The 13,578-nt window shown below is 75.9% G+C and carries 15 protein-coding genes; 13 read left to right on the top strand and 2 right to left on the bottom strand.

Going from position 1 to position 13,578, the window contains the following annotated elements; translation table 11 throughout:
- The first annotated feature begins 13 nt into the window (after nucleotides 1-13).
- The 7 genes from ACZ5GH_RS00970 (at nucleotide 14) to ACZ5GH_RS00940 (ending at nucleotide 6,425) form a co-directional block, all read left to right on the top strand.
- Nucleotides 14-637: an AAA family ATPase gene (locus ACZ5GH_RS00970; RefSeq protein WP_387755269.1), complete on the top strand. Its 624-nt coding sequence runs from the start codon at nucleotides 14-16 to the stop codon at nucleotides 635-637.
- 175 nt (nucleotides 638-812) lie between these two features.
- A complete protein-coding gene (locus tag ACZ5GH_RS00965; protein WP_464333098.1) occupies nucleotides 813-1,565 on the top strand; it encodes a thioesterase II family protein in 753 nt (250 codons plus the stop codon).
- A gap of 178 nt (nucleotides 1,566-1,743) precedes the next feature.
- Nucleotides 1,744-2,982 carry a styrene monooxygenase/indole monooxygenase family protein gene (locus ACZ5GH_RS00960; protein WP_464333097.1) on the top strand — a complete coding sequence of 413 codons (1,239 nt, stop codon included), beginning with the start codon at nucleotides 1,744-1,746 and terminating at the stop codon, nucleotides 2,980-2,982.
- A gap of 79 nt (nucleotides 2,983-3,061) precedes the next feature.
- The gene (locus ACZ5GH_RS00955) at nucleotides 3,062-3,517 is read left to right on the top strand and encodes an archease (protein WP_464333096.1); all 456 of its coding nucleotides are present in this window, start codon (nucleotides 3,062-3,064) and stop codon (nucleotides 3,515-3,517) included.
- Between the two features lie 50 nt (nucleotides 3,518-3,567).
- The gene (locus ACZ5GH_RS00950; protein WP_464333095.1) at nucleotides 3,568-4,995 is read left to right on the top strand and encodes an RtcB family protein; all 1,428 of its coding nucleotides are present in this window, start codon (nucleotides 3,568-3,570) and stop codon (nucleotides 4,993-4,995) included.
- A gap of 369 nt (nucleotides 4,996-5,364) precedes the next feature.
- Entirely contained in the window at nucleotides 5,365-5,595 is a 231-nt protein-coding gene (locus ACZ5GH_RS00945; RefSeq protein WP_464333094.1) for a hypothetical protein, read from the top strand.
- Nucleotides 5,592-6,425, top strand: a complete 834-nt coding sequence (locus ACZ5GH_RS00940) for an ABC transporter permease subunit (protein ID WP_464333093.1) — start codon at nucleotides 5,592-5,594, stop codon at nucleotides 6,423-6,425. Before ACZ5GH_RS00945 ends, ACZ5GH_RS00940 begins: the two co-directional genes overlap by 4 nt.
- A gap of 29 nt (nucleotides 6,426-6,454) precedes the next feature.
- On the opposite strand, the gene ACZ5GH_RS00935 is transcribed toward ACZ5GH_RS00940, so the two are convergent.
- Entirely contained in the window at nucleotides 6,455-7,366 is a 912-nt protein-coding gene (locus tag ACZ5GH_RS00935) for a LysR family transcriptional regulator (RefSeq protein WP_387755288.1), read from the bottom strand.
- Nucleotides 7,367-7,543: 177 nt separating this feature from the next.
- Between ACZ5GH_RS00935 and ACZ5GH_RS00930 the strand changes: the two genes are divergently transcribed.
- Nucleotides 7,544-8,224: a type 1 glutamine amidotransferase domain-containing protein gene (locus ACZ5GH_RS00930; protein WP_387755290.1), complete on the top strand. Its 681-nt coding sequence runs from the start codon at nucleotides 7,544-7,546 to the stop codon at nucleotides 8,222-8,224.
- Nucleotides 8,225-8,374: 150 nt separating this feature from the next.
- On the opposite strand, the gene ACZ5GH_RS00925 is transcribed toward ACZ5GH_RS00930, so the two are convergent.
- Nucleotides 8,375-9,928 carry a carboxylesterase/lipase family protein gene (locus ACZ5GH_RS00925; RefSeq protein WP_464333092.1) on the bottom strand — a complete coding sequence of 518 codons (1,554 nt, stop codon included), beginning with the start codon at nucleotides 9,926-9,928 and terminating at the stop codon, nucleotides 8,375-8,377.
- A gap of 111 nt (nucleotides 9,929-10,039) precedes the next feature.
- On the opposite strand from ACZ5GH_RS00925, the gene ACZ5GH_RS00920 reads away from it, so the two are divergent.
- The 5 genes from ACZ5GH_RS00920 to ACZ5GH_RS00900 all read left to right on the top strand — a co-directional run bounded on the left by ACZ5GH_RS00920 (nucleotide 10,040) and on the right by ACZ5GH_RS00900 (nucleotide 13,552).
- Nucleotides 10,040-10,660: a TetR/AcrR family transcriptional regulator gene (locus tag ACZ5GH_RS00920; RefSeq protein WP_387755296.1), complete on the top strand. Its 621-nt coding sequence runs from the start codon at nucleotides 10,040-10,042 to the stop codon at nucleotides 10,658-10,660.
- Between the two features lie 29 nt (nucleotides 10,661-10,689).
- Nucleotides 10,690-11,757, top strand: a complete 1,068-nt coding sequence (locus ACZ5GH_RS00915; protein ID WP_387755298.1) for a TIGR03617 family F420-dependent LLM class oxidoreductase — start codon at nucleotides 10,690-10,692, stop codon at nucleotides 11,755-11,757.
- Nucleotides 11,758-11,986: 229 nt separating this feature from the next.
- Nucleotides 11,987-12,346 (top strand): hypothetical protein, encoded by a 360-nt coding sequence (locus ACZ5GH_RS00910; RefSeq protein ID WP_387755300.1) that lies wholly within the window; start codon nucleotides 11,987-11,989, stop codon nucleotides 12,344-12,346.
- Between the two features lie 223 nt (nucleotides 12,347-12,569).
- Entirely contained in the window at nucleotides 12,570-13,412 is an 843-nt protein-coding gene (locus ACZ5GH_RS00905) for a hypothetical protein (protein WP_387755303.1), read from the top strand.
- The gene (locus ACZ5GH_RS00900) at nucleotides 13,409-13,552 is read left to right on the top strand and encodes a hypothetical protein (protein ID WP_464333091.1); all 144 of its coding nucleotides are present in this window, start codon (nucleotides 13,409-13,411) and stop codon (nucleotides 13,550-13,552) included. The genes ACZ5GH_RS00905 and ACZ5GH_RS00900 overlap by 4 nt, the downstream gene beginning before the upstream one ends.
- Nucleotides 13,553-13,578 lie beyond the last annotated feature (26 nt).

Below are 13,578 nucleotides of genomic sequence, written 5' to 3'. Positions count from 1 at the left end.
GCTGGTGGGCGGCATGGTGGACGCGGTCGTGGCGCCGTGCGGCGTGGTCGATCTGCGGGGCGAGGCCGGGGCGGGGTTCGTCACCGCCTACCCGGCCGACGCCGTCGTGGTGGTGTCCGGGCTGCCGGGGGCCGGGAAGAGCACGCTGCTGCGGCGCTGGTCCGGGGCGGACGTCCGGGCCGTGGACCCGCGGACGGTGCACGAGGCCTGCGAGGCGGTGATGCCCGCCGCCCTGCCGTACGCGGTGTACCGGCCGTGGGCCCGGCTGGAGCACTTCCGGCTGCTGCGCTCCTCGGTGCGCGGCGGCGGGCCGCTGCTGGTGCACGACTGCGGCAGCCGGGCCTGGATGCGGCGCTGGCTCGCCCGGGAGGCGGGCCGCCGGGGCCGTGAACTGCACCTGGTGCTGCTGGACGTCGGCGCCGCCACCGCCCTGGACGGCCAGCGGGCGCGCGGCCGGTACGCCTCCACCGGGGTCTTCGCCCGCCACCACCGGGGCCTGGAACGGCTGTTGGCCGCCTTCACCCGGCACGTGCGCTCCGGCGGGCCGGTGCCGACGCCGGAGGCCTCGTCCGTCCTGCTGCTCGACGCCGTCTCCCGCTCCCGCGCCGAGGCGGTGCGCTTCGGGGGCGCGGGCTGAACGTCGGGGCGGGGCCAGGCCCGTGCCCGGCGGACCGGGCGCATGCCGTCAGGCGGCGGTGAGACGGGAACCGGCCCACCCCGGACCATGATCGTCACAACGGCCCCCCACGGCCCGCCGGGCACTGCCAGACTGGGGTTGGCAGAGTCCGTCACGGAGAGAGGTCGCACCCCGCATGTCCAGCAGCGCCGTCGTCGAGAATCCGTGGTTCCGCAGGTTCAACCCGTCCGACTCCGCGCCCGCCCGGATCGTGATCTTCCCGCACGCCGGCGGCTCGGCCAGCTACTACCTGGAGTACGCCAACGCGCTGGCGCCGCACGCCGACGTGCTCGCCGTCCAGTACCCGGGCCGGCAGAACCGCATCACCGAGCCGACGATCGGCTCGGTGACCGGGCTCGCCGAGCAGCTCGCCCGGGAGCTGCGGGAGTGGACGGACCGTCCGCTCACCTTCTTCGGCCACAGCATGGGCGCGGCCGTCGCCTTCGAGACGGTCCGGTGCTTCGAGCGCGACGGCGTGAAGGGGCCCGACCGGCTGTTCGTCTCGGCCGGGCGCGCGCCCTCGCTGCCCCGGACGACCACCGTCCACCAGCTGCCCGACGACGAACTGCTCGCCGAGATCTCCGCGCTCGGCGGCACGGACGACCGGGTCCTCGCCCTGCCCGCGCTGCGCGAGCTGATCCTGCCGAGCCTGCGGGCCGACTACACGGCCGTGGAGACCTACCGCAGTGCGCCGGACGCGACCGTGTCGCTGCCGATCACCGCCCTGGCGGGGGAGTCCGACGCGCACGCCACCGTCGACCAGGTCGGCCAGTGGGAGCGGCACACCACCGGCGCCTTCGACCTGCGGGTCTTCCCGGGCGGGCACTTCTACCTGGCCGACCGGACGACGGACGTGGTGGAGGTGCTCACCGCGCACCTGCGCGGCTGAGCCGGCCGGTGACCGGTCGGGCGCCGGCCGGGCCCGGCCGCCGGGGGCGCGCACCGGACACCGCACCGCCCTTCGAACCCGCCTCCGGGGCGATCCGCCCCGTGCCGGTGCCCGGAGCGCGCCCGCTCGGCTACTGTGCCTGCTTGACGGACCGTCAGCAGACCACCAGGAGGCAGCCGTGCGCCGGATCGCCGTTGTCGGAGCGGGCCAGGCCGGCCTCCAACTCGCGCTCGGCCTGGTGGCGGACGGGTACCGGGTGACCCTGGTCGCCGAGCGCACCCCGGAGCAGCTGCGCGGCGGCCGGGTGCTGTCCACCCAGGCGATGTTCGGCCCCGCGCTGCGGATCGAGGCGGCGGCCGGGCTGGACCTCTGGGCGGAGCGGGCGCCGGCCGTCTCCTCGGTGGAGGCGGTGCTGGCGGCGCCCCCGGGCGTGCGGGCGCTGGAGTACACCATGACGCTGGACGAGCCCGCCCAGTCGGTGGACCAGCGACTCAAGCTGGCCGGCTGGCTGGAGCTGCTGGCCGAGCGCGGCGGCGAGGTCGAGTACCGCACGCTGGACCGCGACGGGCTGCACGAACTGGCCCGCCGGCACGAGCTGACCGTCGTCGCGGCCGGGCGCGGCGCGCTGTCCGGGATCTTCGAGCGCGACGCCGCCCGCTCGCCCTTCGACCGGCCGCAGCGGGCCCTGTCCTGCCTGTACGCGCACGGCGTCGGCTCGCCGGACCCGGCCGCCGGGCCGAGGGCCCGGATGAACGCCCTGCCCGGCCTCGCCGAGCTGTACCTGCAGCCGGCGCTCACCCTCTCCGGCCCCTGCGACGTCCTGCTCTGGGAGGCGCTGCCCGGCAGTCCGCTGGACGCGTTCGGCGACGCTCCGCCGCCGGACGTCCAACTGGCCCGGATCCGCGAGCTGTTGGGCGAGTACCTGCCCTGGGAGGCGGAGCTCTGGACGGAGGCCGAGCCGACCGACGCCGGGGCCGGGCTGTTCGGCGCGGTCACCCCGGTGGTCCGGCGCCCGGTGGCGGAACTCGGCTCGGGCGTGGACGCCGTCCACGTGCTGGGCCTCGGCGACGCGGTGGTGGTCACCGACCCGATCACCGGGCAGGGCGCCAACAACGCCGCCCGGGCCGCCGAGGCCTACCACCGGGCCGTCGTCGAACACGGCGACGCCCCGTTCACGGCCGACTGGATGTGCCGCACCGCCGAGCGGTTCTGGCAGCAACAGGCCCGTCACAGCGTGGAGTTCACTACCGCGATGCTGACCGTCCCGGAGCACGTCCAATCCGTGTTCGCGGCCGCCGCCGACCACCCCGAGGTCGGCCGCCGGCTCGCCAACACCTACGCCGAGCCGAGCGACCACGCCGCCTGGCTGGCCACCCCCGAGCTGACCGCCGCCTACCTGGCCTCCGTGTCGGAGTAGCCGGCCGCACTTGCCCCCGGGCGGTCCGCGGGACGACGCTGGAGGGGAGGGACGGCAACGGGTGCGGGAGGCGTCGGTCGTGGACGGACAGCAGCCCGCGGGCCGGTCCGCCGGCGGCCACCGGAGCGTGCCGCACACGGCCGACCTGCGGGTCGAGGCCTGGGCGCCGACGGCCGAGGGCTGCATCGGCGAGCTGGTGCAGGCCGTCGTCGGCAGCTTCGCCGACCTCGCCGAGGCGCGGCCCGTCGGCGAGCGCGACTGCACCGTCCTCGCGGCGAGCCACCCGGACCTGCTCGCGGGCGTCCTGGAGGAGGTCGTCTACCGGATGGACGCCGACGGCGAACTGCCGGTGGAGGTCGCCGTCGGCCCGATCGAGGGCCGGGACGGCGCCCGCCGGGTGACGGTCCGCTTCCGGATGGCCGACGCCGCCACGGCCGAACTGGTCGGCGCGGTGCCGAAGGCCGTCTCCCTGCACGACCTGCACCTCGGCGCCGGGCCGGACGGCTGGACCTGCCGGGTCACCGTGGACGTCTGAGCCCGGCCCGAGCGCAGCGGACCGGAGCCGCGGGAACGGGGTGAGCGAAGGTGGAGATCGCACTGGTCGAGGCGGGCCGGCACCGCTGGCGGATCGAGCAGCGCCCGCCGATGCGGGTGCCCGGCGTGGTGTTCGCGAACGGTGCGCTGCTGCCGCAGGCCGCCGGGGACAAGGCGCTGGAGCAGGTGGCGAACGTGGCCACGCTGCCCGGGATCGTCCGCGCCTCCTACGCGATGCCCGACGTCCACTGGGGCTACGGCTTCCCGATCGGCGGGGTCGCCGCCACCGACGTCGAGCGGGGCGGGGTGGTCTCGCCCGGCGGGGTCGGCTTCGACATCTCCTGCGGGGTCCGGCTGCTGGCGGCCGGAATCAGCCGGGACGAACTCGACCCGGAACGGATCGGCCGGCTGATGGACCTGCTGGACCGCACCGTCCCGCGCGGCCTGGGCCGCGGCGGCCTGTGGCAGCTGTCCGGACCGGAGGAACTGGACGACCTGCTGCTCGGCGGCGCCCGCTACGCCGTGGAGCACGGCCACGGCGTGCCGCGCGACCTGGAACGCTGCGAGGACCGCGGCGTGCTGGCCGGGGCGGCCCCCGGCGAGGTGAGCACCCGGGCCGTCGAGCGCGGGCTGCAGCAGGTCGGCAGCCTCGGCTCGGCCAACCACTTCCTGGAGGTGCAGGCCGTGGACCGGGTGCACGACGCGCCGACCGCCGCCGCCTTCGGACTGCGGCCCGGCCAGGTCTGCGTCATGATCCACTGCGGCTCGCGCGGCCTCGGCCACCAGATCTGCACCGACCACGTCCGCGCCATGGACCGCGAGCTGCACCGCCACCACATCGAACTCCCGGACCGCCAGCTCGCCTGCACCCCGGTCGACTCCCCGCGCGGCCGCGCCTACCTGGGCGCCATGACCGCCGCCGCCAACTACGGCCGGGCCAACCGGCAGCTGCTCTCCGAAGCGGCCCGCCGGGCCTTCGCCACCGCGCTCGGCGTCGGACTGGAGCTGGTCTACGACGTCTCGCACAACCTCGCCAAGCTGGAGACCCACGAGGTGGACGGCGAGCCCCGGACGCTGTGCGTGCACCGCAAGGGCGCCACCCGGGCGCTGCCGCCCGGCGACCCCGACCTGCCCGACGACCTGGCGCAGGCCGGGCAGCCGGTGCTGGTCCCGGGCACCATGGGCACCGCCTCGTACGTCATGGTCGGCCTGCCCGGCAACGAGGCCTTCCGCTCCGCCTGCCACGGCGCCGGGCGGGTGCTGAGCCGCCACCAGGCGCTGCGCACCGTGCGCGGCGAGCGGCTGAAGAGCGAGCTGGAGGCGCGGGGGGTCGCGGTGCGGCCGGCCTCCTGGCGGGCCCTGGCCGAGGAGACGCCGGAGGCGTACAAGGACGTCGACGAGGTGGCCGCCGTCACCGAGGCCGCCGGCCTCGCCCGGCAGGTCGCCCGGCTGGTGCCGCTGGGCGTGTGCAAGGGGTGAGTTCGCCGCACCGGTCCGGGCGCGTCCCTCGACTCGCCCGGCCGGGCGCGCTTGGATGTCGGACGCCGTCCGACACCGGACGGCGTCCGTCGGGGGACCGCAACCGTTGACCGGCCCGCGTCCGTCAGTGGACCGGAACCGTCACCGGGCCGGCGTCCGTCAGCGGACCGGTCCACCGCCGGAGCGCAGCCGTCGCCGAAGCGCACCCGCCACAGGAGGTCGTCATGCCGGGCAACCCGGACGGAACCGTGGACCGCCGGGGCACCGCGGCCGGCCCGGTGATCGAACTGCGCTCGCTCACCAAGCGCTACGGCGACACCGTCGGCATCGAAGGGCTGGACGTCTCGGTCGAGGCCGGTCGAGCTGCTGGTGCCACCGGACGAGGTGGTCGCGGCGGTGCGCACCCTGCTCGCCGACCAACCGGTGGCCGACCTGACGGTGGAGGAGGCCGGCCTGGACGAGGCCTTCCTCGACCTCTACCGGTCCGGCCCCGCCGAGGACCCCGGCGGGGCCGGAGAGCCGCCCGGCACCGAGGACCCCGCCGACGCCGGAGATGCGCCCGGCGGCGGCCGCCGGCCGGAACCGGAGGGGCGGCCGTGAACCCGGGCACCGTCGACCCCCGCCTCCCGCTGGTCTGGCTCGCCCTGCACCGGCGCCGCCGGATGCTGCTCTCGCTGCTCTTCGGCATGGTCGTCTTCGAGACCCTCATCGTGGTGATCGCCGGGACCGTCCCGTCCGGCGAGCTGTTCGGCGCCCGCCGCAACCCGCCCGGCGCGTTCAGGGCCTTCAGCGGCTCCAACGGCGACGTCTCCATCGCCAGCTACCCCGGCCTGCTCGGCGCCGGGCTCACCCACCCGTTCTGGATCGCCCTCCAGCTCACCGTGATCGGCTCGCTGGGCGCCGCCGCCGTCGCCGCCGACGTCGAGTCCGGCACCATCGAGCTGCTGATGACCCGCCCGGTCTCCCGCCGCCGGCTGCTCGCCGAGCGGACCGGCGCCCTGGTCGCCGCCACCGTGCTGCTCAACGCCGCCGCCACCCTGACCCTCACGCTCGGGGTGGCGTTCTCCGCGCGGCTGCGCGCGGCCGTCCCGGTGAGCGCGGTGTTCACCGCCGGACTGCTCGGCTGCGCCCTCGCGTTCTGCCTGACCGGACCGGTGCTGGCGATCTCCGCGCTCAGCCGGCGGCGGGCCCACGTGATCGGCGCGGCCGTCGCCATCGGCGCGGTCGGCTTCGCGCTCAACTTCGTCGCGCTGGCCTGGTCCCCGGCCAGGCCGCTGCGCTACCTCAGCCCGTTCCACTACTACGCGCCGGGCGACGTGCTCGGCCACGGCGGGGTCCCGTGGGCGGCCTTCGGAGTGCTGCTCGGGGTGGGGCTGCTCGGGATGGCGGCGGCCTTCCGGCTGCTGGAACGGCGGGACCTGGCGGTGTGAGGACGGGGCCCGGGCTCGCGCGCGGCCGGTCAGCCCCAGGCGCGGGCCGCGGCCAGCAGCCGTTCGCGGACCAGGGCCACGTGCGGGTTGGCCGAGCCGGCCGGGCGGCGGACCAGGTAGGCGGTGTTGATCGGCGGATCGGCCGGCTCGTGCAGCAGCCGCAGGGCCCCGGAGGCGAGTTCGGCCCGGCACAGGTAGCCGGGCAGCACGCTCCAGCCCGCGCCCGCGGTCACCGCCGAGAGCACCGCCCGCAGGTCCGGCACGGTGATCGCGGCCCGGGCGTGCAGCCGCCGGTCGAACACGTGTCGCCAGTAGCGGCGGGCGATCGGCAGGTCCTCGGCGTAGCTGAGCAGCGGGACCTCGGCCAGCGCGCCGGGCAGCTCGCGGCCGGCCAGCCGCTCGGCCCAGACCGGGGCCGCGACCAGGACGAACTCCTCGTCGGCCAGCGGTTCGGCGAGCAGCGTCCGGCCGCGCGGACGCCGGGTGGCGACCACCAGGTCGTGCCGCCCGGCCCGCAGCTCCGCCAGCAGCGGGTCGGTCAGCCCGGCGGTCACCCGCAGCTGGACGCCCTGCGCGACCAGCGGGGCCAGCTCCGCCAGCAGGACGGTGCCGAGGAACTCGGCGGGCCCGGCGAGGTGGACCGGCTCCGGCACGCCCCCGCCGCGCCCGTCGGCGACACCCGCGAGCTGGTCCAGCGGCACCGCGAGGCGGGTGGCGAGGTCGTCGGCGTACGGCAGCGGGCTGACCCCGCGCGCCCGGCGTTCGAACAGCTCCCGGCCGAGCCGCTGCTCCAGCGCCCGGATCTGCGCGGTCACCGTGGACTGCGACAGGCCCAGCAGGTGCCCGGCCGCGGTGAAGGAGCCGGCCCGGTGCACGGCGAGGAAGGTCCGCAGCTGGTTGAGGTCCAGCGGGCCGGAGCCGGTGGTCGGCCGATCGCTCATGCGGACGAGCCTACGGGATTCCGATGGCTGGACGGTCCGGGTGAGGTATCGGGATCCCGATGCCTCGCATCGCGTGGCCCATTGGTTCGCGCGGGCCGGGCGCGTCTAGCGTCGACGCCGTGAGCGCCGCGGCGGACCGTCGCGGCACGGACCGCGGCACCCCTGGAGGCACATCCCATGGCCGACATCCTGTTCGTCCTGACCGGCGCGAGGTTCTGGACCCTGAACGACGGCACCGCGCACCCGACCGGCTTCTGGGCGGAGGAGGCGGTCGTCCCGTACCGCGCCTTCACCGAGGCCGGCCACCGGGTCACCGTCGCCACCCCGGCCGGCGTCGTCCCGGTCGCCGACGGGGCCAGCCTGACCGACCCGGCGATGGCCGAGGAGCTGGAGAAGATCGCCGAGTTCCGGCAGCCCCTGGTGCTGGCCGAGGTCGACCCGGCCGACTACGACGTGGTGTTCTACCCCGGCGGCCACGGCCCGATGGAGGACCTGGCGGTCGACCCCGACTCCGGCCGGCTGCTCAACCGGGCGCTCGCATCCGGGCGCCCGCTCGGAGTGGTCTGCCACGGCCCGGCCGCGCTGCTCGCCGCGCGGTCCGAGGACGGCGGCTCGCCCTTCGCCGGGTACCGGGTGACCGGCTTCACCAACGCCGAGGAGACCCAGGCCGGCCTGGCCGACCGGGCGCCGTGGCTGCTCCAGGACCGGCTGGTCGAGCTGGGCGTGGACTTCGAGGAGGGCGAGCCCTGGGCGCCGCACTCGGTCGTCGACCGCAACCTGGTGACCGGTCAGAACCCGGCGTCCTCGGCCCTGGTGGCCACCGAGCTGCTGAAGCTGCTGAACGCCTCGGCCTCGTAGCGGCCGGGCGACGGCTCCATCCGACGGGCGGGCGACGGCTGCTCCCGGACGGGCGGGCGACGCGGGGTTGGTCCCGTCGCCCGCCCGTCAGGGATTGCCGTCCGAGCCGGCAGGGCCGCCGACGCGCGCGCCCCTGCCGCGCGACCGCCGTCAGCGCAGGTCGTAGGCGGTGAGCGGGTGCCCGGCCCAGATCCGGCGGGTGGCCTGCTCCGGGTAGCGGACGGTCTCCGAGCGGGCGTCCAGGACCCGGGTGAGCTGCCCGTCCGGATCGAAGGCGGGCCACCCCGGGTCGCCGGTGGTGGCGAACCGGACCCAGGCCTCCCGCAGTTCCGCCGAGAGCCGGACCACCTCCTCCGGCGGCTGGTCGCCGAGGACCTGCCGCGCCATCGGACTGTCCAGGCTGCCGAAGGCCAGCGGCACGTCGAGACCGTGGCAGGCGCCGAAGACGCCGCCGAGGGCGGGGGCGGTCAGCGCGAGCTCGAAGAGGTACGAGGTGCCGCCGGCCGCCGCGTTGGCCTCGGCCAGGCGCAGGGACGGCACCCGGAACAGGGCGTCGGAGTTGACGGCCTCGAGGAGCTCGGACGGCGTCGCCCCCGGGAAGGCGGTCCGGTAGGCGTCCGGCCCGTCCGGCGGCGGGGCGGACAGCTGCAGCGCGAGCCGGGCCTCCTCCTCGGTGAAGCTGCCGTGCCGGCCGCTGAGGACGCTGAACGGCCGGAACTCGTCCCGGGTGTGGCCGACCAGCAGTTCGACGCCGTCGGTGAGCGCCGACCACGGCGAGCCGGGCAGCACCTCTCCGTCGACCACCGGGACGGTGGCGATGCCGCTCTGCGCCAGCCGGCCCCAGCGCGCGAGGTGCTCCGGCAGCGCGGCGCCGAGCTCGGTGACCGCCGAGGCCAGGCGCCACGGGTGCACCTCGGCCAGCGCGGCGGCGGTGGGGGCCGCGCCGACCAGCTTCGCGAGCTCGGCGGTGACCTCGGCGGCCAGCGCGGGGGTGCAGTGGGTGCCCGGCACGCTGTGGGCCACGGCCCGCCGGAACAGGCCGCGGGCCGCGTCCATCACCAGCAGGGCGGCGACCGACCCGGCGCCCGCGGACTGCCCGGCGACGGTCACCAGGTCCGGGTCCCCGCCGAACCGGGCGATGTTGCGCCGCACCCAGCGCAGGGCGGCGACCTGGTCCAGGAAGGCCCGGTTGGCCGGGGCACCCTCCAGCAGCGCGAAGCCCTCGGCGCCCACGCGGTAGTTGACGGTCACCACGACCAGCCCGGCGGAGGCCAGGGCGGTCGGGTCGTACAGCGGGTCGGCGGAGGCCCCGGACATGTAGCCGCCGCCGTGGATCCACACCAGGACCGGCAGCCCGGCCGTGCCCGGATCGGGCGTGCAGACGTTGAGCGTCAGCCAGTCGGTGTCCTCGGAGGCCTGGCCGGCCCCGGTGGGCATCGGCCCGGACTGCGGGACGACGGGCCCGAAGGCGGCCGCCTCGCGGACGCCGTCCCAGGACTCGGGCTCGACCGGGGCGGCGAAGCGCAGCGCCCCGACGGGCGGCTGGGCGTAGCGGAGGCCGCGGAAGACCGCGAGATCCCGGCCCTCCCGCTGCCGTTCCGGTTGCCGCTGCTCCTGGCCGCTCCGCTGGTCCTGGCCGCGCCGCGGCTCCCAGCGGCCGCGGACGAGCCCCTCGGTGGTGCGGACGACGGGTTGCTCTGACATGGGGACGCTCCTCCCTCGGAAGGCTTCCCACGTTATAGGTCAGATGTATTATGTCAAGCGTATGGAAAAGAGTCCGCCACCGCGCGGAGCGAGTCCGAGGAGCCGCCGTCCATGCCGAAGCAGGTCGACCACCGGGAACGCCGGGAGACGATCGCCCGCGCGCTGTGGCGGGTCGTGGAGCGGCGCGGCGCCACGCACCTGACGATGCGCGAGGTCGCGCAGGAGGCCGGCATCTCGCTCGGGCAGCTCCAGCACTACTTCGGCTCCCGGGCGCAGATGCTCGCCTTCGCGATGGACTTCGCCGGCGAGCAGAGCGGGCTGCGGGTCGGCCGGGCGATGGCGGCGCTCGGTGAACGGCCGCACCCGCGCGAGGTGCTGCGGGTGATGCTGGTCGAACTGCTGCCGCTGCACGCCGACGCACGGGCGACCAGCCGGATGAGCGCCGCCTACGTGCTGGAGGCGCTGCACGACGAGGAGGTCCACGCGCGGGCGCGCGGCGGCCTGCTCCAGGGGCGGGCGATGGTCGAGCAGGTGGTCCGGCAGGCCGTCGCGGACGGGTACCTGGCGGCCGACCGCGACCCGGTGGTGGAGACCGACCTGCTGCTCGCGCTCACCGGGTTCACCACCCTGCTGGAGCTGGGCGTGGTCGAGCCCGCCGCCGTCCTCACCGCCGTCGACCGGCACCTGGACCGGCTGTTCGCGGTACCGGGGCATGGCAGGCTACCCGGGTGACACCGCCGCCCGCGACCAGGAGCACCGCCATGGACCGACCCGCCGCCCTCCGCCTCGACGCCACCGCCTCAGGACACCCGGCGGGCATCCTGGACGCCGCCGAGCGGGCCGAACGCCGGGGCATGGACCGGCTGGTGGTCGCCGAGACCGCGTACGACCCGTTCCTCCAGCTCGCCCGGGCGGCCGACCGCACCGCGTCGATCGAACTGGCCACCGGCATCGCGGTGGCCTTCGCCCGGACCCCGATGACGCTCGCCTACCAGGCCTGGGGGCTGCACGCGGCCTCCGGCGGACGGGCCGTCATCGGACTGGGCTCGCAGGTCAAGCCGCACATCGAGAAGCGCTTCGGGATGCCCTGGGACCGCCCGGCCGCCCGGATGCGCGAGTACGTCCACGCGGTGCGGGCGATCTGGCACAGCTGGCAGACCGGTGAACGGCTGCGCTTCCGGGGGGAGTTCTACACCCACACGGTGATGACGCCGGTGTTCTCGCCGGACCCGGTCCCGTCCGGGGTGCCGCGCATCCTGCTGGCCGGCGTCGGGCCGCTGATGACCAGGACCGCCGGGGCGGTGGCCGACGGCTTCCTGAGCCACCCGTTCACCTCCACTGCCTACCTGACCGAGCAGGTGCTGCCCGGACTGACCGAGGAGCGGGCCCGGGCCGAGGCGGAGGGGGCCGGGTGGACGGAGCGGCCGTTCGAGATCGTCGGCAACGTGCTCACCGCCACCGGCCGCACCGAGGAGGAGTTGGCGGCCAACCGGGCGGCCACCCGGGAGCGGCTGGCGTTCTACGCCTCCACGCCGGCCTACCGCCCGGTGCTGGCGCAGCACGGCTGGGAGGGGCTCCAGGAGGAGCTGCACGCCCACTCGGTGCGCGGGCGCTGGGCGGAGATGGCCGCCCTGATCGACGACGAGGTGTTCGACGCCTTCGCGGTCTGCGGTCCGGTCGAGGAGGTCGCCCGGGAGATCCACCGCCGGTACACGGGCCTGGTCACCCGGCTGTCCGTCAGCCTGCCCGAGGACGCCGACCCGGAACTGGGCCTGGACGTCCTGGCTGGGGTCCGGGCACTGGGCCGACCGGAAACGGACGCCGGGTGACCACAGTGGGAGGCTGGCCGGGCAGGGGCCGACGAAGTCCGGGCAGATTCGCGCAACGCGTTTCCGGGGGTGGTGGTGGGCGGCAGGATCGCGGTGGCAGGCCGGACCGTTCGGCGGAGACCGACGCTCCGGGCCCGCCGTGTTGTGGGGCCTGTCGCGCCGTACGGACCACCGTGCCGAACGGCCTGTCATGCCTCGGCCGCCCGTTGCCGATCATGGGGGTGCCCGCGTGCCCGTGTCCGACGACCGCCCGGCCGACTACGACCTGGCGGAGCGCTGGGACCCCGTCGCCAACAGGTACGTCGACGCCCTGGCCGACCTGGACGAGTTCCTGCGCGTCTGCGCCGAGCTGACCGGCTTCGACGTGCCCGAGCTGCGCTCCACCGGGATGGCGGACGAGCACCACCGCACCACGCTGGCCCACCGGGTGCGCGACGGGCACGCCTTGGTCCACCTCTGGTACGTCGGCGCCTGGCCCGGCGAGGCGCCCTCCTCCGCCCGCGCCCGTGACCAAGGACTGGTCTGGCGGACCTTCCGCGCCGCCCCTCCCGGCGCCGCCGCACCGGACACCGCCGGCGAGGGCAGCTGAACGCCCGGCGGGACGCACGCCGAACCGGCACGCGTCGGCCTGGGGAACACTCCGCCGTCAGCTCCATGAGCAGCGGCCGGAACGCGGATCTCACTCAGCGGTCGGGGGCCAGGGGTCAGGGCGCTCGGAGAGCCGAACGGCCACGTCGAGGGAGCCCCTGAAGGCGCAGCCACATCAGCCACCTCCGGCCCTCCGGGGCCACGCAAGACCTCATGGAGCCCTCATGACCGGCCTGCCACTACCGCCCGTCCCGGAGCCGTACCACTTGCCCTTCCACTACGGCGCGCTGCACACCATCGGCGTCGACTACCTGGTCGACCACGGCCGGGCGCGCGGACTGCTCGCCAAGCGCCACCCCGGGTTGACCGTCGCGGCCTTCGACGGCGGGGCCTGCGTCTCGCTCAACTACCGGCTGTACTTCGCCCAGTACCCGGACGGCGGCGGCATCACCCAGGAGCTGGAGATCAACCTGATCGCCCACCCGGTCTTCGCCGAGGAGCGGATGCCGGTGGTCGACTACGGCCAGTACGCCCGGGGCTGGGACCAGACCAAGTTACTCGGCAGCGCCCGGCTGCACGTGCTCTGCGACAACCCGCTCGCCATCGACGCCGGGCGCCGGCTGTACGCCGAGCCCAGGCACCCGGGGTGGTTCGAGACCGCCCTGCCCTCCCTCAACGCGCCCGAGGCGCGCGAACGCTGGTCGGTCTCCTGCCGCCGGGCCACCCTGGGGGAGGACGGACTGAGCCGCCACGACGAGGAACTCCTCGCCCTGGACGTCAGCCTGGTCGGCCTCACCCCCGAGCCGGTCAACAACACCCCGATCACCGGCTACGCCACCGACGACGAGGGCAAGCTGCTGGCCGCACCGCTCAACGTCTACCAGCCCTACCGCTACTACGCCCTGGACGACCGCACCGCCGAGCGCGTCCGGCTCGACCTCGGCAACCCCGCCGAGGAGTCCGCTCGAGACCTCGCCCACCTGATTGCCGAAGCCCCGGCCGCCGGGGTCTGGACCTACCAGTCCCCGCCGGTCGCCGCCCACAACCGGGCCTACTACGTCCGATGACGGCCCCGTTCTTCGTCCCGGGCGGCACCGCCGTGCGGCGGGACGCCGCCCACGGGAGGATCTGCTCCGCCCTGCCCTGCACCGGGCAACTGCTCATCCTCCCGGCCACCGCCCTCAGCACTCCTGCCGAAGGGGGCTGAGGGCGGCGGCCGACCCGCGGCCCTGG

The sequence above is a fragment of the Kitasatospora sp. Xyl93 genome (genome assembly GCF_055383135.1).
This window is presented reverse-complemented; position numbering and strand designations above follow the sequence as displayed.

Coding starts and splice junctions, on each gene's coding strand:
- ACZ5GH_RS00970 (WP_387755269.1), top strand. CDS start 14: ATGGTGGACGCGGTCGTGGCGCCGTGCGGCGTGGTCGATCTGCGGGGC.
- ACZ5GH_RS00965 (WP_464333098.1), top strand. CDS start 813: ATGTCCAGCAGCGCCGTCGTCGAGAATCCGTGGTTCCGCAGGTTCAAC.
- ACZ5GH_RS00935 (WP_387755288.1), bottom strand. CDS start 7,366: ATGAGCGATCGGCCGACCACCGGCTCCGGCCCGCTGGACCTCAACCAG.
- ACZ5GH_RS00930 (WP_387755290.1), top strand. CDS start 7,544: ATGGCCGACATCCTGTTCGTCCTGACCGGCGCGAGGTTCTGGACCCTG.
- ACZ5GH_RS00925 (WP_464333092.1), bottom strand. CDS start 9,928: ATGTCAGAGCAACCCGTCGTCCGCACCACCGAGGGGCTCGTCCGCGGC.
- ACZ5GH_RS00920 (WP_387755296.1), top strand. CDS start 10,040: ATGCCGAAGCAGGTCGACCACCGGGAACGCCGGGAGACGATCGCCCGC.
- ACZ5GH_RS00915 (WP_387755298.1), top strand. CDS start 10,690: ATGGACCGACCCGCCGCCCTCCGCCTCGACGCCACCGCCTCAGGACAC.
- ACZ5GH_RS00905 (WP_387755303.1), top strand. CDS start 12,570: ATGACCGGCCTGCCACTACCGCCCGTCCCGGAGCCGTACCACTTGCCC.
- ACZ5GH_RS00900 (WP_464333091.1), top strand. CDS start 13,409: ATGACGGCCCCGTTCTTCGTCCCGGGCGGCACCGCCGTGCGGCGGGAC.